We start from the raw sequence: 22,770 nt of genomic DNA on the forward strand, positions 1-22,770 counted from the left end.
CAACGCGCATGCTGTGGGCATGTGAACAACGAGTCGGAGCGCGATGTGGAGAATGTTACTGATGCGGCAGCGCGTCTGCCGGATCGAGTGCTGCTGAAGAACATACGTAAGCGGTTCGGTCCCGTGGAAGCGCTCAGGGGCGTCACGCTCCGCGTGGCTCCTGGAGAAGTGGTTGGACTTGCCGGCGACAACGCCGCCGGCAAGTCCACTCTCATGAAAGTGCTTTCCGGAGCCTGCATTCCTGATGAGGGCGAGATTTGGATCGACGGCTCCTGTAAGGAATTCCTCTCCCCGCGAGATGCTCATGCCGTCGGAATCGAGATGGTGTACCAGGATCTTGCTCTGTGCGACGACATCGACATCGCAGGCAACATATTCTTGGGGCGCGAGCCGCGAAGGCGGGGAGGCGTCATGCTGGACTTCCCGCGCATGCACGCCGAGGCCGCCCGGCTCCTCCGTTCGCTGAACATCCGAATACCATTCACTGACGTGCCCGTGCGCAACCTCTCCGGGGGCCAGCGCCAGGCGGTGGCGATTGCTCGTGCGGTCGCATTCGATCCGCGAGTCCTGATCCTCGATGAGCCGACTGCTGCGCTTGCCGTCACCGAGGTTAACACCGTTCTCGAACTCATCAAGAACGTGGCATCGCGCGGCGTGAGCGTCATCCTCATCACCCACAGGCTTCAGGATCTGTTCAGCGTGTGTGACAGGTTGTGTGTCATGTTCGAAGGCACCATGGTGGCTGAACTCGATGCGAAGGCGGCGTCCTTGGAAGAACTTGTGACAGAGATCGTCGGACGAGGGCACCGGCAATGAGTGTCTCGACAACGCACGGCATTGGCGACAGCACTCCGCGGCTCGATAAGAGCGTCCGCGCTCGGCTCTCCGGGTGGCTTCAGAGGAACGTCCTCACTCTTGCCGTCGGCGGTGTGCTGCTGGTTCTGACCGTGTTCTTCAGTCTGACAGCCGAGGCCTTCTTTACCATGCCCAACATCTTGAATATCCTCCGCCAGATTGCTCCGACGCTTATCGCGGCGGTCGCGATGACGTTCGTCATAACCACGTCCGGCATCGATCTGTCGGTCGGCTCCATGGTGGCGCTTTCCGGCTCACTGCTGGCGATCTGGGCGCATGCCGGCATGGATTCCGGCCTTGCTTTGGCCCTGGTGCTGACATTGGGTCTCGTGGTTGGTTTTGTGAACGGCTGGTTCACCTCATACTTCGAGCTGCCTCCGTTCATCGTGACACTGGCCACACTTGGAATCGTGAGGGGCACCGCACTTCTAGTCACCCAGGGCTACTCCACTCCCTTGCCAAGAGACTCATGGCTCACCTATCTCGGACAGGGGCGTTTGGGCGGCGTACCTGTGCCCGCCATCATCGCGGTAATCGCGGCATTCGCTGGGTGGTTCGTGTTCACCCAGACGCCGTTCGGAAGGTATGTGGTCGGACTGGGCAGCAATTATGAATCGGTGCGCCGCGCCGGCGTGAACACGAGGCTTGTGAATCTGGTCGTGTATCTCGTGTCCGGCTTCGCGGCAGCTCTTTCCGGTGTCATCGTGACGGCGCGCCTCGCGTCCGGCTCCTCCAATGCTGGCGTCGGCTTCGAGCTCGAGGTCATCACAGCAGTGGTCTTGGGCGGCACTAGCCTTCGCGGCGGAAGAGGCACCATGCTAGGCACGGTTCTCGGCGCGCTGGTGCTGGGCGTGATCGCCAACGGACTGGTTTTGCTGCACGTGTCGCCTTTCTATGTGCAGATCGCGCAAGGGTGCATCTTGTTGCTGGCTATCTTCATGAACACCCGTCTGTTCGCCAGATTCGGGACGGCGATGAAGTGATGGGCGTTGTACATACCGTTCTGGGGGAGATCGACTCCAAAGAGCTAGGCCCGACGCTCTTCCACGAGCACCTGCTGCTTCAAAACGATAGTGCTTGGCGCGCACCCAGGAGCAGCGATGCAGAAGGTCAGCGGATTGCCTTCTCCCCCGTGCAGATGTCGTTTCTCGGCAGGCTGCGTCTCGACCCGTACCTTTCCTTGGACAACGTAAGGCTCGACAGTGTCGAGCTTGCTATCGAGGAGTTGGCCCCGCTGGTTGCAGCCGGTGGCAGAACGCTTGTGGAGGTCACGCCTGCGGCATCGGGACGGAATCCGCACGGGCTTCGCGAGATAGCGTCTGCCACCGGGCTGAACGTGATCATGGGCTGCGGCTTTTATCTTGAACGGACACATCCTCCGGAGCTGAAGAGCATGTCCATCGACGAGATAGCAGACCTCATCGTTCGAGACATCGAGGAGGGCGTGGACGGTGTGCGCGCCGGAGTGATTGGTGAGATTGGCGTGGGGCCGAGGTTCACTCGGGAAGAGGAGCGTTCGCTGCGCGCGGCAGCGCGAGCCCAGAGACGTACGGGAGTTCCGCTTTGCGTGCACCTTCCGGGCTGGCTTCGTTACGGGCACAAGGTTCTCGACATCGTCGAGGCGGAGGGCGGGGTTCTCGAAGCCACCGTGCTATGCCACATGAACCCGAGCCACACCGATCCCTTGTACCAGCGCTCTCTTGCCGATCGTGGTGCGTGGATCGAGTATGACATGCTCGGCATGGAATTCTACTACCCAGGAGAAGGTCAGAGTCCGAGTGACGACGAGAACGCGCGGGCCATCGCGAGCCTGGTGTCTGATGGGTACGGAGATAGGCTGTTGTTGTCTCACGACGTGTTCCTGAAGACGCAGCTTCGCGCGTACGGAGGCTTCGGTTATGCGCATGTGCTCGCCGGCTTCGCCGACCGGCTGACTCGCTGCGGCGTTTCCAGAAGTCGGCTCCTGGAGATTCTGACATCCAATCCGAGGAAGGTGTTCGATGTCGCATGGGATAGGAGGATGACGTGACGCGAGTGCTTGTCGCTGGTGAATCGTGGGTGAGCGAGTCGACGCACTACAAGGGTTTCGATTCGTTCCAGTCAGTCGTGTATGAGACCGGAGTGGGGCCACTCAAGCAGGCGCTCGAAGCAAACGGGATAGAAGTCGTACACATGCCTGCGCACGAGGTCCCCGAGGACTTCCCGGCATCCGTCGATGCCCTGGGTGCCTTCGATGTGGTCGTGCTTTCGGACATCGGCGCGAATAGCATCCTCTTGCATCCAGACACTTGGGTACGGGGAAAGCGGACAGTCAATCGGCTGAAAGTGCTAGCCGAGTGGGTCCGTTCCGGTGGCGGGCTCCTGATGGCCGGCGGCTACATGAGCTTCCAGGGTTTCGAGGGCAAGGCGATGTATCGGCGAACTCCGGTAGAGGACGTCTTGCCCGCTGTCATAGACCCATGGGACGACCGGGTCGAGGTGCCCGAAGGAACCGATGTCACGGTGGTCGCCCCGGACCATCCGGTTCTGGCCGGTGTAGAAGAGCCATGGCCCGCACTGCTGGGATACAACAGGTTCGCCTCGAAGGACGATGCTGTACTGCTCGCGCGGGTCGGCGATGATCCACTGCTGGCGCTTCGAGTCGTAGGTTTGGGCCGAACGGCTGCGTGGGCCTCAGATATCGGCCCACATTGGTGCCCGGATGATTTTGTCGCCTGGCCAGGCTACGCACGTCTCTTCACCCAGCTCATGCGCTGGCTGAGCGGGAAGTGAGCTCCCATGCCGGTGCCAGTCATATTGGATTGCGATCCCGGTCATGATGACGCTCTCGCGATTCTTTTCGCGGCGGCCTCGTCTGCAGTGGAGTTGCTCGCAATCACCACCTGTGGTGGCAACCAGACCGTGGAAAAGTGCGTGCTGAACGCGCGGCGGGTCTGTTCGGTTGCGGGCATCACCACGATTCCCATCGCGCGAGGAGCGGAAGGCCCTCTCGTTCGCTCGCTCCACATTGGCGAGTACGTCCACGGAGAGTCGGGCTTGGACGGTCCGCAGTGGGGAGAGCCGACCGTCCCTGAGGCTGAGGAGAGCGCGCACGACATCATCGTCCGATTGTTGCGGGAGTGGCCCGAGCCCATCACGCTCATACCGACTGGGCCACTCACGAACATCGCGCTTGTGTTGGCGGCGCACCCTGAGCTCAAGCCCAAGATTCGCGAAATCGTCTTGATGGGCGGTTCGACTGAGCGTGGCAACGACACCCCGTACGCGGAGTTCAATATTCGAGTCGACCCGGAGGCTGCCGATATCGTGTTCCGCTCCGGTGTGCCAGTGACGATGTGCGGATTGAACGTGACACACCAAGCGCTCGCGACGCCAGACATCATGGAACGGCTGCGTTCGCTGGGGACCCGCGTGGGCGATCTGTGTGCGGAGCTGCTGGCCTTCTTCTCTGACAGCTATCGCAGGACGTGGGGGTTCGCATCGCCGCCTGTCCACGATCCTGTGGCGGTCGCTCGTGTCGTCGATCCTTCTGTTGTGGAGGTCATCTCGGCGCCTGTGCGAGTGGAGACCCAGGGTCGCTACACCGCTGGCGCCACGTGCGTCGACCTGCACCACCTGACCGGGGAACCAGACAACGCCCGTGTTGCGATGCGGCTCGATGCACCTCGGTTCTGGCAGCTGCTTATCGAGGCGATCTCCACCTATGCATGAAGTAGCAGTCATCGGCAGCATCAACGTGGATCGCGCCGTCGAAGTGCCTGTCGCGCCGACGCGAGGAGCAACGCTTCTCGGTGGTCCTGTGCGGATAGGCCCCGGCGGCAAAGGGGCGAACCAGGCGGTGGCCCTCGCACGTCTCGGGAGAAAGACGGCGATGATCGGCGCGGTCGGAAGGGATTCTGACGGAGCGTGGATGCGGGAAGTGCTGCGATCAGAACGGGTCTCAGTCGATGATGTTGTCGAGGTAGAAGACCCCACAGGGCAGGCCTTTGTATTCGTTGAACCCAATGGCGAGAGCACAATCGTGGTATCGCCAGGTGCGAACATGGCCGTGGGCCCGGACATGCTGAATCGACATTCTCAGGCGATTGCGGGAGCGAAAGCGCTGCTAGTCCAGCAGGAGATTCCTGCTGAGGCCGTCGAAAGTGCCGCGAGGCTTTGCACAGGGCTGTTTGTTCTCAATCCTGCTCCAGCCCGGCCGATTCCGGCGGAGCTTCTGTCGCGCGTAGACGTGTTGGTGCCCAACCGCTATGAGCTTGGGAGCCTCTTCGGATCTCATGAGCCGGGTGGGATGGACGAGATTGCGAAGCTTGCGAGCAGCCTGCCTGTCTCGCGCGGGGTGGTGGTGACGCTCGGCAAAGAAGGAGCGCTTGTCGTGGAGGGCGGGGCCTACGTCCACGTGCCTGCCATGCCCGTTGAGGCGGTAGATGCTACGGCCGCGGGGGACACATTCTGTGCGGCGCTGGTCGACGGTCTGCTTGAGGGGTGGGGACTCGTTGACGCCGCGAGATGGGCGGTCAAGGCAGCGGCCGTCACGACGGAGCGAAAGGGTGCGATGGCTGCAATACCGAGCCGGGAGGAGGTTGAGCGCCGGTTCGGCGCATGCTCGCCAGCGAAGTGAGCCCGATTGCCCTTCGGAATCCGGCGGCACTTCGCCTCGAACCCGACCCCTTCGTCTCCGCGCGTATTCGCTACTCTCCCGGCCTGCCGGGGACCTCGTGGCAGTCAGGGCAGCGAGCCTCGTAGTAGTCGGCGCCTCCGACGAGGATGAGCGGCGAGTCCCACGGAGCGGGCCTCCCGTCGATGATGCGCTGAGTGCGCGTGGCGATGCCATGACACTTCTGGCAGATCGCGGTGAGCAGCGAGAGCTCGTCCGCGAGCGCCATAAGAGTCGGCATCACGCCGAAGGGCTCTCCGCGGAAGTCCTGGTTGAGGCCCGTGACGTACACGAGGCGGCCCTCGGCCAGCAGCCGTCGGACGACCGGAACCAGTCCGTCGCCGAAGAACTGCGCCTCCTCGATCGCCACCACGCGGCAGTCGCTGCCGTCGATGCCCTCGGGACCGTCGACGACGCGCGCCTCCATCTCGGTGCCGAGCCGCGAACGCGCCTTGCAGCCGTCGCGCGAGTCCACCGAGTGCTTGTAGATGACGATGCTCTCGCCGGTGACCGCGTGTCGCGAGAGCAGGCGGATGAGCTCGCCCGTCTTGCCGCTGCTCATGCACCCCGCGATCACGTGGAGACGGCCTGCGCGTGCGCCCACTGCTTCCTCCTTGCCGGAATCGACCGGGAACAGCATAACGCGAACGCGAGACTGCATACGACCGTCCTCCTGGGCGTCGCTCGGAAGAGAGAGGGCGGCGCGGTGGTCTTGAGCGCGCGGGGACCTACTCGTACACGAGCCGCCCCTCGACACGTCGGCTCACGTGTTGGTTCGCGCGCAGCCACTCGTCGATGACCTGGCGGGCGGAGGTCGTCACGACCTTCGACGGGCCAGCGGCTTGAAGCTGCTCAGGCGTGACGCCCAGGTACGGCTCGCAGTTGCTGATGTGGTAGCCCTGCAGCCCCACGGTGACGAGGTCGTCGTCGGCGACGGGCATGCCGTGCACGCTCAGCGACACGAGGCGACGCTCCGCATCGCTGTACCGTGCGCGGACCGCGCCGTTCACCTCATAGCACTCGCCCTCGCCGGACAGCCGGTTCTCGGGACGCATCCAGTGCTCGAGCATCGCGCGCAGTGTCGCGCCTGTGACAGTGAAGCGGGTGATGCTGTCGTCGTACGGGAAGCACGACATGAGGTCCATGAGCGTGACCGTCGGCCCGAAGCGCTCCACGCGCACGGAGCCTGCTCCGAGCAGCATGACGTCGATGGCAAGCTGCTCCGCGAGCGCGTCGGCGACAAGGTCGCCAAGCGACGTTTCGATAGAACGCTCGGGGTGCGTGTGCTCGTGGGCGAGCTTGCAAAGCACGACGCCGTACTTGCGGTCGACGATCGTCTTGAACGAATCGATGAACTCCATCAGCTCGCGGTCGGGTGCGGCGATGTTCTCATCGATCGGGATGAGCTGCCACCGCCACTCGACGATGCTGTTCGTGTCGTCGTCGACGACGATGTCGAACCGGCCGATCTGGTCGGTTCCGGTTCCCGCCTGCACGATCAGCACGCCGTTGACGACCGCTGGCTCTGAGAGCACGGTGTGGGAGTGGCCGCCGATGATCATGTCAACGCCCCACGCTGGGTCGAGCGCTGCCGCGAGCTCCTTGTCCGACTCGAAACCGATGTGCGTGAGCAGGACGGTGAGGTCGATGTCGTCGTTGCGGTAGGCGTTGCAGATCCGGCCCACTTCGTCCGCGGCCTCCCGGATGTCCACGAACGTCCCGATGAGCTCGTCGAGCTTGATCGCGTCGAGCGCCTTCTCGGTCAGGATCCCCGTGAACAGGATGTCCAGCCCGGCCTTCTTCATGACGTAGTGCGGTCGCATCATCCGCTTGTTGAAGGGCTTGATGTACAGGTTCGCGTTCACGATGGGGAAGTTGGCGATCTTCTCCAGGAAGAGCAGGTGCGGAACCCCGTAGTCGACCTCGTGGTTGCCGAGCCCGACGATGTCGGGCGCGAGGTAGTTCATGATCTCGATGGTCGAGACGCCTTTGAAGTCGGAGTCGATGATGGAGCCCTGCAGCATATCGCCCGAGATCGCGTAGATGACGTTCTCCTCCTCAGCGCGGACCTTGTTGAGATAGCCTGAGAGCAGCGGCAGCCCGCCGGTGAGAGGACCGCCCCCCGCGGCCTGCTCGGCAAGGAAATCTCCGTGCATGTCGTTGGAGTGCAGGATGGTGAATCTCCGCGTCCCTCCCATGGTGTCCCTCCCCGTATCCGCTTCAGCCCATGTCAACCGGGCCCTTCGACCGCGGGCTCGGGATGTACTCGACTGACGGCCGCCGCTGGGCGGTCTGCGGATAGAGCGCCATGATGTCGTACACGAGCTGCGGCAGCTCTGTCGTCACGGGCAGCCCCAGATCGCGCGCTTGGCGAGCGGTGATCGGGTAGTCGTGCGTGTAGACGCCTGTTGCGAGCGTTTCGGCGAGCTGCTCGGCCGCCGCGCGGTCCATGCGCTCCTCCACGAGCTCGATGACCGTCTCTTTCACCTGGCGTATCGCTTTGGCTGCCACGTCGGCGAGGATAAGGGTCTCGTCGTCGACCTTGTCGATTGGCTTCTGCTCGAGCACGCGCAGGACAGACGCGGCAGGCTGCTGGCCAAGCTGCGGGTCGACGGGCCCCAAGACGGCGTTCTCGTCCATGACGATCTCGTCGGCCGCAAGCGCGATGAGCGTGCCGCCTGACATCGCGTAGTGCGGGACGAAGACCGTGACCTTCGCCGGATGTCGGCACAGCGCCCGAGCGACCTGCTCGGCGGCGAGCACCAGCCCGCCAGGAGTGTGGATCACGACGTCGATAGGCACGTCGTCGTCGGTCATCTTGATCGCACGGAGTATCGCTTCGGAATCGTCGATGTCGATGTAGCGGAAGATCGGGAAGCCCAGCAGGCTCATGGTCTCTTGCCGGTGGATGAGCACGATGACGCGGCTGCCGCGCTCCCGCTCCAGCCGGGCTATGGTGCGCAAGCGCTCCATCTGCAGCATGCGCTGACGCAGCACCGGCTGCAGCGACGACAGGATGAAGAAGAGCCACACCAGCGAGAAGAAGTCCACTGCCCACCCCCTGCTATCACACGCGAAGAGATGCAACAGCACGCCGTTGCCTGCAGTATTCCAGTGCGCGACCGACGGCGCAACACCACGCGCAAGAGGTCTTGCGGATTTCTTAGCATATGCTAAGATGCAGCGTGAACGACTACGAATACCATGGCGAGCTTCGCGTGGAGGACGACGTGATGAGCGTGCGCAGACAGCAGTACGGATACGGCAGGGGATACGGCAGGGGATACGGCAGGGGATACGGCAGGGCCGCCGGCTCGGTGTCCCGCGACGGCGAGCCGAGCATCTGCGTGCTGGCAGATGACGAACCCGCCACCGTGGTGCGCATCGAAGGCGGCCACCACCTGGCGGCGCGCCTGCACAACCTGGGCATCCTGCCGGGCAAGCGCATCAGGAAGCTGGGAACGATGCCCGGGAGCGGTCCGGTGATGATCGACTGCGACGGTGTGCGGGTCGCCCTCGGGCGAGGCATGGCCGAGCGTGTCGTCGTGCAACCGCTGCGTGACTCTGGCGGGACGCAGGAGTCCGAGCAGTGAGCGACGCAGCCTGCTGCTCCACCGGTAGCGAGCTCTCGCTGGAGGGCCGCGGCCCACGCCGCGTGCTCTTGGTCGGCAATCCGAATGTCGGGAAAAGCGTCGTCTTCTCGCGCCTGACCGGAGTTGGGACGGTCTCGTCGAACTACCCTGGCACCACCGTCAGCTTCCTCGAGGGCCGCATGCGGCTCGGCGGCGAGCAGGTGCCGGTCATAGACGTCCCAGGATCGTACAGCCTTGAGCCGACATGCCCGGCCGAGGAGGTCGCGTGCCGCGTGCTGAGGGACGGCGGGATCATCGTGAACGTGGTCGACGCCACCAACCTCGAACGCAACCTCGCGCTCACGTTGCAGCTCCGCGCGATGGGTCTTCCGATGGTCGTCGCGCTCAATCTGTGGGACGAGGCTAGGCACCGCGGCGTCCACATCGACCTCGCGCGGCTGTCCGAGATTCTCGGGGTGCCCGTGGTCGCGACCTCGGCGGTCTCGGGCGAGGGTCTGCCCGATCTCGTGCGCGCGATCGAGCAGGTAGCAGATGCGCCTGCGCCGGAACCGCTCGAATACGAGGACCTCTGGGCCGAAGTCGGTACGATCGTCACCGAGGTCCAGCAGCTTGAGCATCGGCACCACACCTGGCGCGACGTCGTCGAAGAGATCAGCATCCGTCCCGTCACAGGGATCCCGTTCGGGATCCTCGTCATCCTGGCGTCGTTTGCGGCTGTGCGGCTGATCGGCGAGTCCATCATCTCCTACGTCACAGATCCGCTCTTCGAGCGGTTGTGGCGCCCCGTCATCGAGGCGCTGTCGTCCGCGCTCGGCGGGGGTGGGCTCCTGCACGATCTGCTCGTCGGCTCGTACGTCGTGGTCGATGGCGTGCGGCAGATCGACTTCTCGCTGTCGCTCGGCGTGCTCAGCACCGGTCTGTACGTGAGCCTCGGGGCAGTGATGCCGTACGTGATCGCGTTCTACGTGGTTCTCGGCGTCCTAGAAGACGTCGGCTACCTACCACGTCTCGCCGTGTTGCTCGACGGCGTCATGCACCGGCTGGGGCTGCACGGCTACGCGGTCATCCCGGTCATCTTGGGGTTCGGCTGCAACGTTCCGGGCATCCTCGCGACGCGCGTGCTCGATACGCCTCGCGAGCGGTTCATCGCAGCCACGCTGATTTCTGTCGGCGTGCCGTGCGCCGCGCTGCAAGCGATGATCATGGCACTCCTGGCGCCCTTCGGCATCAAGTACGTCGCGCTCGTCTACGGGGCGCTAGCGGTCGTGTGGTTCGTGCTCGGCACCATACTGCGGCTGACCAGCAAGGACTTCTTGCCGGAGATGCTGCTTGAGATCCCGCCGTACCGTCTGCCGTCGTGGAGTACCCTTGCGAAGAAGCTGTGGATGCGGCTCAAGGGCTACCTCTTGGACGCGACGCCCGTCGTGCTCATCGGCGTGGCCGTCATCGGTATCGTGAGCCACACGGGCGTGTTCGAGAGCATCGCGGCTGCGATCGCTCCAGCGATGCGCACGCTGTTCGGATTGCCGCCGGAGACCGCGCTCGCAATCGTCCTCGGTTTCTTCCGGAAGGACCTCGCGGTCGGCATGCTGGCGCCATTGTCCCTCCCGCCGCTGGCCCTCGTGAAAGCGTCGGTGATGCTTGCGGTGACGTTCCCATGCGTGGCGTCATACACGGTGCTCCTGCGCGAGCTCGGCGCGAAGAAGACCGCGCTCGCGACCGGCATCATGGTGGCGACCTCGCTCACCACCGGCGTCGTGATGAACCTGGTCTTCTAGCCACCGAGCATCCGCAGCAGGCGAAGCGCATCACGTGGCGCGTGACCTTCCGCGTCGTTGTTGAAATACACGTAGCAGTCGCGCCCGCTCTCGCGTTCGCGCGCGAGGTAGGTGCCCCACGGCTCGAGCGCAGTCTCGTCGTAGGCGCCGCGGTACAACGGAAGCCCGTGGAAGCGCGCGTACACGAAGGAGGCCGTCGCCACGAACCGGGCAGGCAGCGTCTCGCTGCTCACGTTCACCATGGCGACGTCGTGACGTCGCAGAAGCGAGAACACCTCTTCTGCCAGCCACGACTCGTGGCGGAACTCGATCGCATGACGAAGGGGCGTGCAATCCAGCAGCGCGAGGAAGGCCTCGAGGAGTGCATCGTCGCGAACGAGCGATGGCGGCAGCTGCCACAGGACCACCTCGAGCTTGGGGCCCAGGCGCGCGACGCGCTCGAGGAAGCCGCTGACGGGTTCGGCGACGTCCCGCAGCCGGCGGACGTGCGTGACCAGCCGCGAGCCCTTCACGGCGAAGACGAAGCCTGGCGGTGTGGCGTCGCGCCACGCGTCGACAGCCCGTTCGCTGGGCGTGCGGTAGAAGGTCGCGTTGACTTCCACCGTCGCGAAGCGCTCGGCGTAGCTCGCGAGACGCTGGGCGGGCGGAAGGCCGCGCGGGTAGACGACCCCGGTCCAGTGGGGATACGACCAGCCGCTCGTCCCCACGAGCAGGCGGCCGAGAGGCGTGGAGCTCATCGCGGTCGTCCCTCCTCGAGCGCTCGCAGCGCGGCTGCTGCCTCCGTGACCCCGCGGGCGGCGTTCCGGGCGAGCACAGAGGCGGTGTGTGCGAGCGCCAGCGGCTCTGGCACACGCCGGCGGCCCGTCGACCATTCGAGCGCGAGCGCGATCGCGCTGTCGAGGTCGGTGAGGTGCCCCGGGGAGACGTAGACCTGCTTCGAGCGGGACTTCAACCGCACCGCCGCACCGTGCGCGCCCCACTCCTTCGTCAGCACCAGCGCCTCGCCGCGCTCCGGTCCCGGCGAGCGATCGATCGCGTGGAACGGCGTCTTTGCGACGCCGACGGTCGGCACGCCTGCGAGCACGCCGAGGTGCGAAGCGAGGCCGAGCCCGCGCTCGTGCACGACGCCGTGCCCGTCCACGAACACGACACCGGGGGCAGACCGGAGCGCTCGAAGCGCTGCCAGGAGCAACCTCCCCTCGCGGAACGCGAGGTAGCCGGGTGCGTACGGCGAGTCCGGCTCGCCTTCGACGATGGCGACGTCAAGGACGCGGAGGCCGCGGTCCATGGCGACGGCCGCCGCCCACATCGCCGATCCGTCGAGAGCGTAGGCGGCGTCGAGCCCGGCCGCCACGAGAGGCGAGCCTGGGCCTGACGCCGGAAGGGGCGCTTGGACGACGAGCGTAGCGAGCCGGCGCTGGATGTCCGCGGCCTGGCGCCGGCTCACGCGCCACGGATGCTCGCGCGGCGCGTCGGCGCCGAGCGGTGGCGGTGTCGCCCGTGCGTTCACCGCAGCACCTCACTTCCCGAGCATCCCGAACCCGTAGCCTTGGTCTCTCAGCCCGGCGATGGCCTCGTCGAGCGCGTCTGCATCGCTCGACGAGACCGCGTGCAGCAGGTAGATGGCACCGGGGTGGCTCCCGTCGAGGATGCGTCGTACCGTTACGTCGACGGGCGGCTGGTCGTCGACCACCCAGTCGCGGTGCGCGAAGCTCCAGAAGACGGACTCGTAGCCGAGCGCGGCCGTACGGTAGAGCGAAAGCGCGCTGTACTCGCCTTTCGGTGGCCGGAAGACGCGCGCGAGGCGCGCGCCGCCGGTCACCTCGGCGAACGCGTCTTCCACGCGCGTCATCTCACGCGCGAACGCGGCCGGATCGTTCGCGAGCGACGGCATCGAAGGGTGCGTGGCGCTGTGGTTGCCGACCGCGTGCCCCTCGCGCACCATGCGGCGCACGAGGTCGGGGTTGGCGCGCACGTAGCTCTCAGTGACGAAGAAGGTCGCCTTCACGTGGTTGCGCGCGAGCGCGTCGAGGATGTGCGACGTCTGCCCGTTCTCGTAGCCGGCATCGAAGGTGAGGTACACACGCCGCGGGTCCGGACCGACGTAGCGGCCGCGGTAGCGATCGAGCAACGCCGAGGCCGCTGCCGGCACCGCGGGCACCTGATGCTTCGCGTTCGGCGTGTAGTACCAGCTTCTGAGGCTGTTGTCTGCAGGCGCTGGACCGATCTCTGTGACAGACCCGTCCGGTTCCGGTGAGGGAGTGCGCTGTCGCGTGACGCCGCCGATCCCGGGCTGCTCGCTCGTGACGACCGCCGCGGGCTCCCCGGTCGCGTCCGGCAGCGGCTCGATGGGGGCGCGCCACGGCGCAGGCGAGCATGCCGCCGCGAGCAGCAACGCGATAAGGGTAAGCGCACCAAGAACGGTCCGGCCATGCTGCACGGCTACCTCCATCGGCTCGCTGGATACCATCGTACCCGCCACGAGAACGGATCTCCTCGCCGACCCGTATACTGTGCCCATGCCGACACCTGCGTCGATATCCCTGAGGATCTCCACGCTCACCGGCGCGCTCGCTTCGCTCGGGCGGCCGCTTGCTGTTCTTATCGGTGCGTGCGTCGTGCTCGTCGCGCTGACGATCGTCGTCCCAGCGCTCCGAAGCCGGCTTCGCGAGGCGGCCGCCGCGCTGCTTGCTGCGTTGACGCTCGGCGAGGCGGCGCTCGGCTGGTTCCACGTGCGCCTGGGCCAGACGTGCGTCGTGGTGGAGCCGCAGTCCGGGAAGGTGCTCGGCGGCTTCGCGCTGCCGTTGTGGATCGAGTCCGAGAAGCTCTACGCGCTTGCGCTCCTTATGGCGATCATCGCGGTGGTGGCGAGGAGGCACGGAGACGAGCTGCGCCCGCTGCTCGCTGGGGCCGCTGCCGCGCTGGCTGCCGGGGCGCTCGCGATCGGCCGTCCGTTCACGGCGCCGCTGCCGGACTTCCTCGCGCAGTACCAGGGCTACCTCGCCGCGTGGGGCTCAGGTGACGCGCGGGCCGCTGCGCAGGCGTTCGCTGCCATCGAAGGCTCGCGGCAGTACTTCTACAACGCGTGGTACATGTGGGTGCATCCGCCGCTGCTGTTCTTAAGCTACGGCGCCTTCGCCGTATCGTTCGCCGCGACCGTGCTCATGGTCGCGCACCGGCGCTCCTCGTATGAGCAGACCGCGTACCGCTGGGCGCGTCTTGGCTACCTCCCGCTGACAGCAGGCATGGTCGTTGGCATGCCCTGGGCGATCATCGCCTGGAAGGGCGAGGCATGGTGGTGGTCGGGCAAGGTCAACATGTCGCTCATGATGTGGGCGCTGTACACGGCCTACCTCCACGGACGGCTGTACCTGCGGCGACCTGGCATGTGGAAGATCGTAGCGGTGCTCTCTGCCGTGGCGTTCGTGGCGCTCGTGCTCACGTACCTCACGACGTACCTCGTGCCAGGCGTCCACTCGGTGGCGTGAGAGAGGAAGCACGATGCTGAAGCGGCAGCGCGTATCGTGGGACTTCGCGTTGACGGTCGCCACCGTCGCGCTGCTCGGCGCGCTCGGCGTGCAGTCGCTCGTCGGAACGCTGTACGCGTGGTGGGCGTATCGGACGCAGCCAGGGTGGGAGGCGAGCGGCTATCCGGTGTTCGTCTCGGCGATGAACGCCGTAGCAGCGCCGCTTGCGATCGCGCTTGTCGTCGTCATGGGCCTGTGCGTCCCGAAGCGGCTGTTCACCCGTAGCGCCCTTATCGCTGTCTCGCTTGGCGGGCTGGGGCTTGGTGCGGCTGCGTGGGCGCTCACGGGCTCGCTGCGCACCGGGCTTGCAGCGTATCTCGCCGTGTCGGCGCTCCTGCAGGTCGCGGTGGTGCTGCTCACGGTGACCGGCGCAGGAGGGCTTCGTTACCTCACGGAGAGCGGGACTGCGAAGGCCGGCTCGGGGTTGCTGCACCTCGGCTTCATCGTGTTCGCCTTGACGGTGGTGGCGCTGCAGTCATCGCCGCTGATGCTGCCGGCGTTCCTCGCTTCGGCGCTCCTGCTCACCGGCGGCTCGGCGCTGTCGTTCTATGCGCGGCGTGCGCCTTCCGAGGCGTCAGGCAGCTCCACGTAAGCGGGTGCCGGGCGCGGGTCGGGGAACCACTCGGCGTGCACGTCGCCTTTGGCGATGCGCTCGATCGGCAGCCGCACGTACCGGCCGGAGGCCTGCACTGCGACGTCGCCGTTCTCGAGCACGATCTCGCTGGACCCCTCGAAGATGCGGCCACGGTCGACGTCGATCCGCGCCACGAGGATCGCGGGCCTGCCGATCGGCACCGGCTTGCGGTATCGGACCGACAGGTCGACCGTCACGCCCCAGGCTTCGGCGTTGCGAATGGAGACCGCTCGGCCGATGGCCTCGTCCAGAAGCGCGCTCGCGACGCCTCCATGCAGGCGACCGGGGTAGCTTTGATGTTCGCGCGTGGGCGTGAAGAGCACGACGACCTCGTCGGCCTCGGTCTCGAGGAACTGCGCGTGCAGCCCGGCAGGGTTCTCGAGCCCGCAGCAGAAGCACGACGCGCTCACGTTCTGTGCGTGGCGGACGGCGTGCCGGATCACGGGCGATCCTCGACCGATCGACGCCGCTAGCCGCGGCCGATGCCGCGTCGTTCGACGGCAACGAAGCTGCCAGGCTGCTGCTTGGCGTACTCGAGCAGGTCATGTCCCTCGTCCATCAGCTCGATGACCGAGGTGGGGAATCGCTCGACGACAGGCACGACCGCTGCGGAGAGCGCAAGCGGCCCGAAGCGCTTCTTCTCGCCAGTACGGTCGGTGATGACGAAGCCGCCGCTCTCGCGGTCCTCGTCCTCGTAGAAGTCCAAGACGCTGCTGTCGAAGGCAGCGACGGCGTTGCGCGCGACCTCCTCGGCCTTCTCCGGGTCGCACGTCACCACGAAATCGTCCCCGCCGAGGTGGCCGACGAAGGCGTCCCCGCACTCCGCGAAGTTCACGGCCTCCAGCACGACCTCGGCGACGTGGCGGATCAAGAGATCGCCGCGCGCGTGCCCGTAGCGGACGTTGAACGCGCGGAAGTCGTCGATGTCGAAGAAGATGACAGCGAACGGTTTGCGGCGCGCAAGCAGGAATCCTAGCCGCTCTTCGGTGAGCGCGTTCGACGGCAGCCCCGTGAGCGCGTTCGCGAAGCGCTCGCGCCGCATCCGGCGGACCACCATCTCGATGCGCGCGTCCAGAACCAACGGGTCGATGGGTTTGGCGATGAAGTCGTCGGCGCCCGATTCGATCGACATGACCTCGAAGCCGGAGCGGCCGAGGCCGGTCGCCATGATCACGGGCACGTACCGTGTGCGCGGATCGGCCTTGACGCGCTTGCACACCTCGAAGCCGTCGATGTCGGGGAGGTTGATGTCGAGCACGATGATGTCCGGGATGGTCTCGGCGAGCGCCTGCAGCGCCCCCACGCCGTCGTTCGCGGTGAGCACGGTGTAGCCGCGCTCTTCGAGGGTCATCTGCGTCATCTGGCGCAGCGTCTGGGAGTCCTCCACGATCAGCACGGTGCCTTTGTGCGCTGCGGTGCGCTTCACGTTCTCACCCGTCCCGTTCCCGCGCAGCCGCGATGTCCCCCTTCAGCCATTCGCGACGAGCGTCCACCTCTTGCCACAGTAGCATTCTTCCCGCTCGTGGCAATCCCTGCACCTGGTGGTCTGTGCGGGTATGATAGCCGTGGCGACGGAAGGAGCGGCATGGACGGATCCCAAGTCGTGCGGGCGCGGCTGTTCGGCGCGCTCCGCACGTGGGCGCTCGAGCGAGGCAAGCCGGCGACCCTCGAGGTCGCAGTCCCGTCAGGCGGCATGATGGCGCGCGACATGGCTCGGCAGGCCGGCCTTCCGCTGGACCTCATCGAAGGCGTGTTCGTCGACGGCAGGGTCTACGGCGCTGATCGCGTGATCTTCCCGGGCCAACGGGTCGCCTTCGTGCCGAAGGGGACGCCGGGCCCGCACCGGGTGTTCCTCGGGCTGTACGACGCGGGCAAGCGGGAGAGCTGGACGTGACGGAGCGCGATCGCGTGCGTGTGCCGGCGGATCGGCTGCCTGCGTACCGCGTCATCGACTTCCACACGCACGTCTTCCCGGAAGACGTGGCGGGTCGGGCGCTCGCGGGCATGATCGACCGGACGCACATGCGAGCGTACTACGACGGCACTCTCGCAGGGCTGCTTGCTGAGATGGACCGTGCCGGCGTCGGCGTGTCGGTGCTGGCTCCGGTGGCCACGAAGCCATCCCAAGTACGGTCGATCAACGACTGGACGGCGTCGCGCACCTCGTGGCGGATTCGGGCGCTCGGCGCCATCCACCCAGGGCTCGAGAATGCCGTGGAGGAGCTGGAGCGCCTTGCCGCTCTCGGGCTCGTGGGCATCAAGCTGCATCCCGAGTTCCAGTCGTTCCACCCGGAAGACGAGCGCATGCGCAGCGTGTACGACGCGTGCGGGCGGCTCGGGCTCATCGTGCTCTTCCACGCCGGAGAGGATCCTAACTTCGAGACCGTTTCCGGCGAGCCGCAGACCTTCGCCAGGCTCGCCGAGCGCCATCCCGAAACCACCTTCGTGCTCGCGCACATGGGCGGCTACCGGATGTGGGACGAGGCCGTGCGGATCCTCGCTGGCGCGCCCGTGTACCTGGACACCTCGCACGCGACCGAGTTCTTCAAGCCGGCGGAGTTCCGCGACCTCGTCAAGGCGTACGGCGCCGATCGGGTGCTGTTCGCGAGCGATGGACCGTGGACCGACGCGGCGGCCGCGCTTCAGGCGGTGCGGTCCTGCGGGCTCGATCCGCAAGACGTCGAACGCATCGTGTGGAGCAACGCCGCGTCGCTGCTCGGTATGGACTGAAGAAAAAGCGTGCAATCTTCCAAGAAGTCGCGTATAGTGCGATGCGGGCCGGATGGAAGGCCCACGGATTCGCGGCGTGACACCCGCGTGTCGCGGGAAGCGTCACGTCGCTTTGTTTTGCCCTGCGGGGCGGAAGGAATGGTTTGCATGGCACAGGGAACGGTCAAGTGGTTCAACCCGGACAAGGGCTACGGCTTCATCTCGCATGAGGGCGGGGACGACGTGTTCGTCCACTTCAGCGCGATCCAGGGCGACGGCTTCAAGAGCCTCGACGAGGGTCAGGCTGTGGAGTTCGAGATCGCTGACGGCCAGAACGGCAAGAAGCAGGCGGCGAACGTCCGCAAGCTCTAAACAGAAACCGCGCAAGCGTGCGGAGGGGCGGTCCATCTGGGGCCGCCCCTCCGTTTTTCTGTCAGAGGCTCGGGATATGATGGAGAAGGACGGCCAGGAAGGAGGCGCGGTGCCGCTCACGGTGGCAGTCATCGGAGGCGCGAACACGGACATCTTCGGGCTGGCCGGCGCGCCGGTGATCCCCGGCGACTCCGCGCCAGGGACCGTGCGGATCAGTCCGGGAGGCGTGGGACGCAACGTCGCCGAGAACCTCGCCCGCCTCGGTTGCGACGTGCGGCTCGTCACGGCGGTCGGCGAAGGCGTGGAGTCGGAGGCGCTCGTGGCGGAGTGCCGTCGCCTCGGCATCGACGTCCGCGTCGCGCCCGCGCCGGGTCTGCCGTGCCCACGGTACGTCTGCATCGTGGACGAGGCAGGGCTTCCGGTCGGTGGCGTGTCGGACATGCGCGCGATCGAGCGCCTGGTGCCGGAGGCGGTCGAGCAGTTCAGGGCAGCCATCGAAGGGGCGGACGCGATCGTGCTCGACGCGAATCTTCCCGAGGCGACGATCGCCTGGTCGTGCGAGCAGTGGCGCGACAGGCCGGTGATGGCAGACGCGGTGTCCGTCACCAAGGCGTCGCGCATCGGCCGGTGTCTCGCCGGCATGCACACGCTCAAGGCGAATGCAGACGAAGCCGCGGCCATCACCGGCACGGCATCGAAAGACCTTGCGCGAGCAGCAGAAGAGCTGCAGTCCCGTGGGGTGCATCGCGCGATCCTGACCGAAGGCGCCAACGGCGGGTTGCTGGCCGAAGGCGGATCGAGGGTGCCCTTCAAGGCGATCCCTGTCCGAGCGGCGAACGCGACAGGCGCAGGCGATGCGTTCATGGCAGGCGTCGTGTACGGCACCGTGGCTGGCTTCGACCCTCCGCGGATGCTTGCGTTCGCAGCGGCGATGGCAGCATTCGCGCTCGAGAGCGAGCGGACTGTGAGCGAGGCCATCAGCCTCGAGTCGGTTATGCGGCGTGCTGAGGAGGCGCTCGCGTGAGCGAGATCATGCAGGTGGCTCCGGAGGTCCTTGAGGCGCTCGAGAAGCGCCTGCCGGTTGTCGCCCTGGAGTCGACGATCATCTCGCACGGATTCCCCTACCCGGCGAACCTCGAGTGCGCGCTCACGGCCGAGCGCGTCGCGCGCGAGGAAGGTGCCGTGCCTGCGACCATCGCGATCGTCGGCGGCGTCGTCAGGGTGGGGCTTTCGCGAAGCGACATCGAGCGGCTCGCGGCCGCGAAAGACGTCGCGAAGGCGAGCACGCGCGACATCGGCACGCTCGTCGCGCTCGGGCGCACAGGGGCGACGACGGTGGCCGCGACCATGGCGATCGCCCGGCGGGCCGGCATCCGCATCTTCGCGACAGGGGGGATCGGCGGCGTGCACCGAGGCGGCCAGTCGACGATGGACGTCTCGGCGGATCTCGAGGAGCTGGCGCGCACGCGCGTCGCGGTGGTGTGCGCAGGCGCGAAGTCGGTGCTCGACATCGGACGGACGCTGGAGTACCTCGAGACGCGCGGAGTGCCTGTTCTCGGCTACCAGACCGACGATTTCCCGGCCTTCTACACGCGGACCAGCGGTTTTCCGGTCGACGCGCGGCTTCAGGACCCGGGCGAAGCAGCCCGCGTGCTGCGCGTGCGCGACGAGCTCGACATGCCGGGAGGCGAGGTGATCGCGAACCCGATCGCCCCGCACGACGAGATCCCGCCCGCGGAGGTCGAAGCGGCAGTGGAGGCGGCGCTTCGCGATGCCGACCGTCAGCGCATATCCGGCAAGGCGGTCACACCGTTCTTGCTCGCTCGGATCCACGAGATGTCCGGAGGGCGGAGCGAGCAGGCGAACAAGGCGCTCGTGTACAGCAACGTGCGCCTGGCTGCGCGGATCGCGCATGCCTACCAGATGCGGTAGGCGCCGTTGCGCTCCTCCACCTCGAGCGGGCAGCCGAACAGGTCCGAGAGCCGAGCGCTCGTCAGGACGTCCCACTTCGGTCCGTCCGCCGCGACGCGGCCGCCCTTCATGAGCACGACGCGATCGATCTCGGGGACGATGTCTTCCACGTGGTGCGTGACGATCACGAGCGCGCGGTCCGCCCGAGCCAGCCGGCTCAGCACCTGCCGGAAGTGCCAGGCCGCGCCTGGGTCGAGCCCGTGGCAGGGCTCGTCGAGGACGAGCGCCGCCGGGTCGCTCACCAGCGCGCGGGCGATGAGCGTGCGCCGCGCCTCGCCGGTCGACAGGGTGTCGATCGTCCGGCGAGCGAGGTGGTCGACACCCATCTCCCGCATCGCGTGGATCGCAGCCTGCCGCATCTCGGCTGTGACGTCGTGTCCGCGGTACAGCCCGATGGAGCCGAAGAATCCCGATAGCACGACGTCTTCCACCCGCACCGCGCGGTCGTAGTCCGATTGCAGCACGTCGGACACGATGCCGAGCAGCGCCCGGACCTCGAACAGCGGCAGGCGCGGGTCGCCGTCGACGAGCACCGCCGATGTGGGCGTATGCACGGGGAGGACGTCGCGGGTGAGCAAGCGGACGAGCGTCGACTTGCCTGCACCGTTGGGGCCGAGTACGGCGATGCGCTCGCCTGTTGTGAGCGAGAAGCGCTCTACAGCAAGCAGCGGCCGGCCGTCCCGGACCACCGTCGCGTCGCGTATCTCGATGAGCGGTGCAGTCACGGGCACATGGTACGCTACGCGCACAGACGCGGACAGGGAGGGCGGCATGATCCGTATCGACATCCCGGGCAGGGGGCTCGCGACCATCCAGCACCTTGTGCTCGACGTCAATGGCACCATCGCATGCGATGGTGCGCTTCTCGAGGGCGTTGCGGAGCGGCTCGAGCGCCTACGCGAGCTCGTCACTGTCACGGCCATCACCGCCGACACGCACGGAACGGCCGCTGCGCTCCGCGACAGGACAGGGATCGAGATCCACGTCATCGAGCGCGGCAACGAGGCGCGCCAGAAGCTGGAGGTCGTGCGCGCGTTGGGTGCGGACGCTGTCGTGGCGGTCGGCAACGGAGCGAACGACGACGAGATGCTCGACGCTGCAGTCGTGGGCATCTGCGTGATCGGGCGCGAGGGGGCCGCCGTCGCGGCGCTCCGCTCGGCCGACGTGGCAGTGACAGACGTCCGAGACGCGCTCGACCTCGTGCTCGATCCGCGTCGTCTGGTCGCGACGCTCAGGCGGTAGGTCCTAGAGGGCGGCTACGGGGTCTTCTCGTCACGCGGCACGTCGCCGAGCGCCCGTCGCACCGCATCCACGGCGATCGCCTCCTGCACCTCGGGAGGGATCGCGGCTTGTGAGTCACCGCGCTGCCGCCCGTAGGAGCCCCATTGCGCATGGTTCGCGCCCTCCACAGTCGCCACGAGGCTGCTACGCGGCAGTCGGGAGCGAGCTGCCTCGAACGCGCCGGTGTCAAGAACGGTGTCGCGGTTGCCGGCAAGGGCGACCACGGCAATGCGGGTCTGGGACAGGTCGGTGGAGGAAGGCGGGTACGCCGCGAGAAGCACGAGCGCTGCATACCGGCCGGGCCTCTGGGCGACGTGCGCTGCTGCCATCGCTCCTCCGAGCGAGTGGCCGACAATCGCCCAGCGCTGGATCTTCGGGTGTGCTTCTATCGCGCAATCGGCCGCGTTGGGCGCGAGGACGGCGAGGTTCGCGGGCATCTTCACGATGATCGCGCGGTAGCCGGCCTGCGCAAGGCCCCGCGCGAGCGGCGCGTACGAGCGAGGATCGACGCGGCCTCCGGGGTAGATGACGACGCCGGTGGCGGGCTCAGAGCTCGAAGGCCAGAACTCCCAGCCCCAGTCCGTGTGGGCGACGGAGATGCCGTCTCCGGGCGCGAGGGCTTCGACCGCGCGGGCATCCGGGCCGAGCGGGGTGGCGAGCCACAGCCCGACGGCCAGAGCGGTCACGGCCACAACGGCCGCGAATGCGATACCGAGACGGCCAAGACGGATGCGCAGCACGGGCCCTCCCTTCACCGCAACGAGTATACCGCTCGTCAGGCACCCAGCGACGAACGACACAAAAGGTGGTACCCTGTATCCGCCGATGCAGCGAGGGAATCATGAAGCGCAAGGTCTTGCTCGTCGAGGACAATCCGCAGAACCGGTACCTCCTTACCTTCCTTCTTGAGAAGAGCGGATACGAGGTCGTCTCCGCCGAAGACGGGGAGGCGGCCGTCGAGGCCGTGCCGGTCCACAGTCCTGACGTCATCCTGATGGACGTGCAGCTGCCGAAGATCGACGGCTACGAGGCGACGCGCCGTATCAAGTCGGACGAGCGGTTCGCGTCGATTCCTGTGCTCGCGCTCACGGCGCACTCGATGAAGGGCGACCGCGCACGGGCGTTGGAGGCCGGCTGCGACGACTACATCACCAAGCCGGTCGACATCGATGTGCTGCTCCGCCGCATCGGCGAAGTCATCGGCCAGTAGGCTCGCTCGGAGATGTCGTAGCCCGCGGTATACTGCGGAGTGCAGCGCTCCCTCACGTCGCGTCCCGGGCGGCGGCACGTCGTGAACCTGGTCAGGTCCGGGAGGAAGCAGCCATAAGCGGCCTCTGCCGGGTGTCCGGGACGCGTCGTGAGGGCATGCGCTGCGCATCGAGAAGCGCAAACGCTG

At 66.6% G+C, this 22,770-nt stretch carries 27 protein-coding genes and 1 other RNA gene; 18 read left to right on the top strand and 10 right to left on the bottom strand.

The window, feature by feature from the left end; translation table 11 throughout:
• Window positions 1–93: 93 nt before the first annotated feature.
• From MX659_RS01575 to MX659_RS01600, 6 genes are read left to right on the top strand one after another with little or no spacing between them, the layout of a single operon-like run.
• Window positions 94–816, top strand: coding sequence for an ATP-binding cassette domain-containing protein (locus MX659_RS01575; RefSeq protein ID WP_267192484.1), 723 nt, complete (start codon window positions 94–96; stop codon window positions 814–816).
• A complete protein-coding gene (locus MX659_RS01580) occupies window positions 813–1,838 on the top strand; it encodes an ABC transporter permease (protein WP_267191729.1) in 1,026 nt (341 codons plus the stop codon). The genes MX659_RS01575 and MX659_RS01580 overlap by 4 nt, the downstream gene beginning before the upstream one ends.
• On the top strand, window positions 1,838–2,884 hold the full coding sequence (locus MX659_RS01585) for a phosphotriesterase family protein (RefSeq protein WP_267192485.1): 1,047 nt from the start codon (window positions 1,838–1,840) through the stop codon (window positions 2,882–2,884). The genes MX659_RS01580 and MX659_RS01585 overlap by 1 nt, the downstream gene beginning before the upstream one ends.
• Complete coding sequence (locus tag MX659_RS01590; RefSeq protein ID WP_267191730.1) at window positions 2,881–3,627, top strand: glutamine amidotransferase; 747 nt, start codon at window positions 2,881–2,883, stop codon at window positions 3,625–3,627. Before MX659_RS01585 ends, MX659_RS01590 begins: the two co-directional genes overlap by 4 nt.
• A 6-nt stretch (window positions 3,628–3,633) precedes the next feature.
• On the top strand, window positions 3,634–4,566 hold the full coding sequence (locus MX659_RS01595) for a nucleoside hydrolase (protein WP_267191731.1): 933 nt from the start codon (window positions 3,634–3,636) through the stop codon (window positions 4,564–4,566).
• Window positions 4,559–5,473 carry a ribokinase gene (locus tag MX659_RS01600; RefSeq protein ID WP_267191732.1) on the top strand — a complete coding sequence of 305 codons (915 nt, stop codon included), beginning with the start codon at window positions 4,559–4,561 and terminating at the stop codon, window positions 5,471–5,473. The genes MX659_RS01595 and MX659_RS01600 overlap by 8 nt, the downstream gene beginning before the upstream one ends.
• A 70-nt stretch (window positions 5,474–5,543) precedes the next feature.
• On the opposite strand, the gene MX659_RS01605 is transcribed toward MX659_RS01600, so the two are convergent.
• The 3 genes from MX659_RS01605 to MX659_RS01615 form a co-directional block, all read right to left on the bottom strand.
• A complete protein-coding gene (locus tag MX659_RS01605; RefSeq protein ID WP_407674462.1) occupies window positions 5,544–6,149 on the bottom strand; it encodes a thymidine kinase in 606 nt (201 codons plus the stop codon).
• 88 nt (window positions 6,150–6,237) lie between these two features.
• Entirely contained in the window at window positions 6,238–7,707 is a 1,470-nt protein-coding gene (locus tag MX659_RS01610; RefSeq protein WP_267191734.1) for a bifunctional metallophosphatase/5'-nucleotidase, read from the bottom strand.
• 22 nt (window positions 7,708–7,729) lie between these two features.
• Window positions 7,730–8,560: an SDH family Clp fold serine proteinase gene (locus tag MX659_RS01615; protein WP_267191735.1), complete on the bottom strand. Its 831-nt coding sequence runs from the start codon at window positions 8,558–8,560 to the stop codon at window positions 7,730–7,732.
• A gap of 134 nt (window positions 8,561–8,694) precedes the next feature.
• Between MX659_RS01615 and MX659_RS01620 the strand changes: the two genes are divergently transcribed.
• Together MX659_RS01620 and MX659_RS01625 are read left to right on the top strand one after the other, a co-directional pair.
• Window positions 8,695–9,102 (top strand): FeoA family protein, encoded by a 408-nt coding sequence (locus tag MX659_RS01620; protein ID WP_267191736.1) that lies wholly within the window; start codon window positions 8,695–8,697, stop codon window positions 9,100–9,102.
• A complete protein-coding gene (locus tag MX659_RS01625; RefSeq protein WP_267191737.1) occupies window positions 9,099–10,880 on the top strand; it encodes a ferrous iron transporter B in 1,782 nt (593 codons plus the stop codon). The genes MX659_RS01620 and MX659_RS01625 overlap by 4 nt, the downstream gene beginning before the upstream one ends.
• Here MX659_RS01625 and MX659_RS01630 read toward each other — a convergent pair.
• From MX659_RS01630 to MX659_RS01640, 3 genes are read right to left on the bottom strand one after another with little or no spacing between them, the layout of a single operon-like run.
• Window positions 10,877–11,617, bottom strand: a complete 741-nt coding sequence (locus MX659_RS01630; RefSeq protein ID WP_267191738.1) for a DUF72 domain-containing protein — start codon at window positions 11,615–11,617, stop codon at window positions 10,877–10,879. The genes MX659_RS01625 and MX659_RS01630 overlap by 4 nt on opposite strands.
• The gene (locus tag MX659_RS01635; protein WP_267191739.1) at window positions 11,614–12,390 is read right to left on the bottom strand and encodes an endonuclease V; all 777 of its coding nucleotides are present in this window, start codon (window positions 12,388–12,390) and stop codon (window positions 11,614–11,616) included. Before MX659_RS01635 ends, MX659_RS01630 begins: the two co-directional genes overlap by 4 nt.
• 9 nt (window positions 12,391–12,399) lie before the next feature.
• Window positions 12,400–13,362, bottom strand: a complete 963-nt coding sequence (locus MX659_RS01640; RefSeq protein WP_267191740.1) for a polysaccharide deacetylase family protein — start codon at window positions 13,360–13,362, stop codon at window positions 12,400–12,402.
• Window positions 13,363–13,399: 37 nt separating this feature from the next.
• Between MX659_RS01640 and ccsA the strand changes: the two genes are divergently transcribed.
• Window positions 13,400–14,368 (top strand): cytochrome c biogenesis protein CcsA, encoded by a 969-nt coding sequence (gene ccsA / locus MX659_RS01645; RefSeq protein WP_267191741.1) that lies wholly within the window; start codon window positions 13,400–13,402, stop codon window positions 14,366–14,368.
• 13 nt (window positions 14,369–14,381) lie between these two features.
• Entirely contained in the window at window positions 14,382–14,999 is a 618-nt protein-coding gene (locus MX659_RS01650) for a hypothetical protein (RefSeq protein ID WP_267191742.1), read from the top strand.
• Here MX659_RS01650 and MX659_RS01655 read toward each other — a convergent pair.
• Window positions 14,954–15,484: a PaaI family thioesterase gene (locus MX659_RS01655; RefSeq protein WP_267191743.1), complete on the bottom strand. Its 531-nt coding sequence runs from the start codon at window positions 15,482–15,484 to the stop codon at window positions 14,954–14,956. The genes MX659_RS01650 and MX659_RS01655 overlap by 46 nt on opposite strands.
• 26 nt (window positions 15,485–15,510) lie before the next feature.
• A complete protein-coding gene (locus MX659_RS01660; protein WP_267191744.1) occupies window positions 15,511–16,467 on the bottom strand; it encodes a GGDEF domain-containing response regulator in 957 nt (318 codons plus the stop codon).
• 159 nt (window positions 16,468–16,626) lie between these two features.
• Here MX659_RS01660 and MX659_RS01665 point away from each other — a divergent pair, with 159 nt between their 5' ends.
• The 5 genes from MX659_RS01665 to MX659_RS01685 all read left to right on the top strand — a co-directional run bounded on the left by MX659_RS01665 (window position 16,627) and on the right by MX659_RS01685 (window position 20,054).
• Window positions 16,627–16,935: a MoaD/ThiS family protein gene (locus tag MX659_RS01665; protein WP_267191745.1), complete on the top strand. Its 309-nt coding sequence runs from the start codon at window positions 16,627–16,629 to the stop codon at window positions 16,933–16,935.
• On the top strand, window positions 16,932–17,771 hold the full coding sequence (locus MX659_RS01670; RefSeq protein WP_267191746.1) for an amidohydrolase family protein: 840 nt from the start codon (window positions 16,932–16,934) through the stop codon (window positions 17,769–17,771). The genes MX659_RS01665 and MX659_RS01670 overlap by 4 nt, the downstream gene beginning before the upstream one ends.
• 147 nt (window positions 17,772–17,918) lie before the next feature.
• Window positions 17,919–18,122, top strand: a complete 204-nt coding sequence (locus tag MX659_RS01675) for a cold-shock protein (RefSeq protein WP_267191747.1) — start codon at window positions 17,919–17,921, stop codon at window positions 18,120–18,122.
• 109 nt (window positions 18,123–18,231) lie between these two features.
• Complete coding sequence (locus MX659_RS01680; RefSeq protein WP_267191748.1) at window positions 18,232–19,146, top strand: carbohydrate kinase family protein; 915 nt, start codon at window positions 18,232–18,234, stop codon at window positions 19,144–19,146.
• Window positions 19,147–19,154: 8 nt separating this feature from the next.
• Complete coding sequence (locus MX659_RS01685; protein WP_267192486.1) at window positions 19,155–20,054, top strand: pseudouridine-5'-phosphate glycosidase; 900 nt, start codon at window positions 19,155–19,157, stop codon at window positions 20,052–20,054.
• Here the strand turns inward: MX659_RS01685 and MX659_RS01690 are convergent.
• Window positions 20,039–20,818 carry an ABC transporter ATP-binding protein gene (locus MX659_RS01690; protein ID WP_267191749.1) on the bottom strand — a complete coding sequence of 260 codons (780 nt, stop codon included), beginning with the start codon at window positions 20,816–20,818 and terminating at the stop codon, window positions 20,039–20,041. The genes MX659_RS01685 and MX659_RS01690 overlap by 16 nt on opposite strands.
• A gap of 46 nt (window positions 20,819–20,864) precedes the next feature.
• On the opposite strand from MX659_RS01690, the gene MX659_RS01695 reads away from it, so the two are divergent.
• Entirely contained in the window at window positions 20,865–21,335 is a 471-nt protein-coding gene (locus MX659_RS01695; protein ID WP_267191750.1) for an HAD family hydrolase, read from the top strand.
• A 14-nt stretch (window positions 21,336–21,349) separates the two neighbouring features.
• On the opposite strand, the gene MX659_RS01700 is transcribed toward MX659_RS01695, so the two are convergent.
• Window positions 21,350–22,114, bottom strand: a complete 765-nt coding sequence (locus tag MX659_RS01700) for an alpha/beta fold hydrolase (RefSeq protein ID WP_267191751.1) — start codon at window positions 22,112–22,114, stop codon at window positions 21,350–21,352.
• Window positions 22,115–22,215: 101 nt separating this feature from the next.
• Here MX659_RS01700 and MX659_RS01705 point away from each other — a divergent pair, with 101 nt between their 5' ends.
• A complete protein-coding gene (locus MX659_RS01705) occupies window positions 22,216–22,584 on the top strand; it encodes a response regulator (protein WP_267191752.1) in 369 nt (122 codons plus the stop codon).
• Between the two features lie 55 nt (window positions 22,585–22,639).
• Window positions 22,640–22,735: signal recognition particle sRNA small type (gene ffs / locus MX659_RS01710), an RNA gene on the top strand.
• Window positions 22,736–22,770: the final 35 nt, after the last annotated feature.

This window comes from Parvivirga hydrogeniphila, from assembly GCF_023371205.1.
Classification (GTDB): domain Bacteria; phylum Actinomycetota; class Coriobacteriia; order Anaerosomatales; family Anaerosomataceae; genus Parvivirga; species Parvivirga hydrogeniphila.

Excerpts from the sequence above, each read along its gene's own strand:
- MX659_RS01630 (WP_267191738.1), bottom strand. The coding sequence starts at position 11,617 with ATGAGCTCCACGCCTCTCGGCCGCCTGCTCGTGGGGACGAGCGGCTGG.
- MX659_RS01580 (WP_267191729.1), top strand. The coding sequence starts at position 813 with ATGAGTGTCTCGACAACGCACGGCATTGGCGACAGCACTCCGCGGCTC.
- MX659_RS01675 (WP_267191747.1), top strand. The coding sequence starts at position 17,919 with ATGGCACAGGGAACGGTCAAGTGGTTCAACCCGGACAAGGGCTACGGC.
- MX659_RS01665 (WP_267191745.1), top strand. The coding sequence starts at position 16,627 with ATGGACGGATCCCAAGTCGTGCGGGCGCGGCTGTTCGGCGCGCTCCGC.
- MX659_RS01610 (WP_267191734.1), bottom strand. The coding sequence starts at position 7,707 with ATGGGAGGGACGCGGAGATTCACCATCCTGCACTCCAACGACATGCAC.
- ccsA (WP_267191741.1), top strand. The coding sequence starts at position 13,400 with ATGCCGACACCTGCGTCGATATCCCTGAGGATCTCCACGCTCACCGGC.
- MX659_RS01650 (WP_267191742.1), top strand. The coding sequence starts at position 14,382 with ATGCTGAAGCGGCAGCGCGTATCGTGGGACTTCGCGTTGACGGTCGCC.
- MX659_RS01705 (WP_267191752.1), top strand. The coding sequence starts at position 22,216 with ATGAAGCGCAAGGTCTTGCTCGTCGAGGACAATCCGCAGAACCGGTAC.
- MX659_RS01595 (WP_267191731.1), top strand. The coding sequence starts at position 3,634 with ATGCCGGTGCCAGTCATATTGGATTGCGATCCCGGTCATGATGACGCT.
- MX659_RS01695 (WP_267191750.1), top strand. The coding sequence starts at position 20,865 with ATGATCCGTATCGACATCCCGGGCAGGGGGCTCGCGACCATCCAGCAC.
- MX659_RS01605 (WP_407674462.1), bottom strand. The coding sequence starts at position 6,149 with ATGCTGTTCCCGGTCGATTCCGGCAAGGAGGAAGCAGTGGGCGCACGC.
- MX659_RS01585 (WP_267192485.1), top strand. The coding sequence starts at position 1,838 with ATGGGCGTTGTACATACCGTTCTGGGGGAGATCGACTCCAAAGAGCTA.
- MX659_RS01600 (WP_267191732.1), top strand. The coding sequence starts at position 4,559 with ATGCATGAAGTAGCAGTCATCGGCAGCATCAACGTGGATCGCGCCGTC.
- MX659_RS01685 (WP_267192486.1), top strand. The coding sequence starts at position 19,155 with ATGCAGGTGGCTCCGGAGGTCCTTGAGGCGCTCGAGAAGCGCCTGCCG.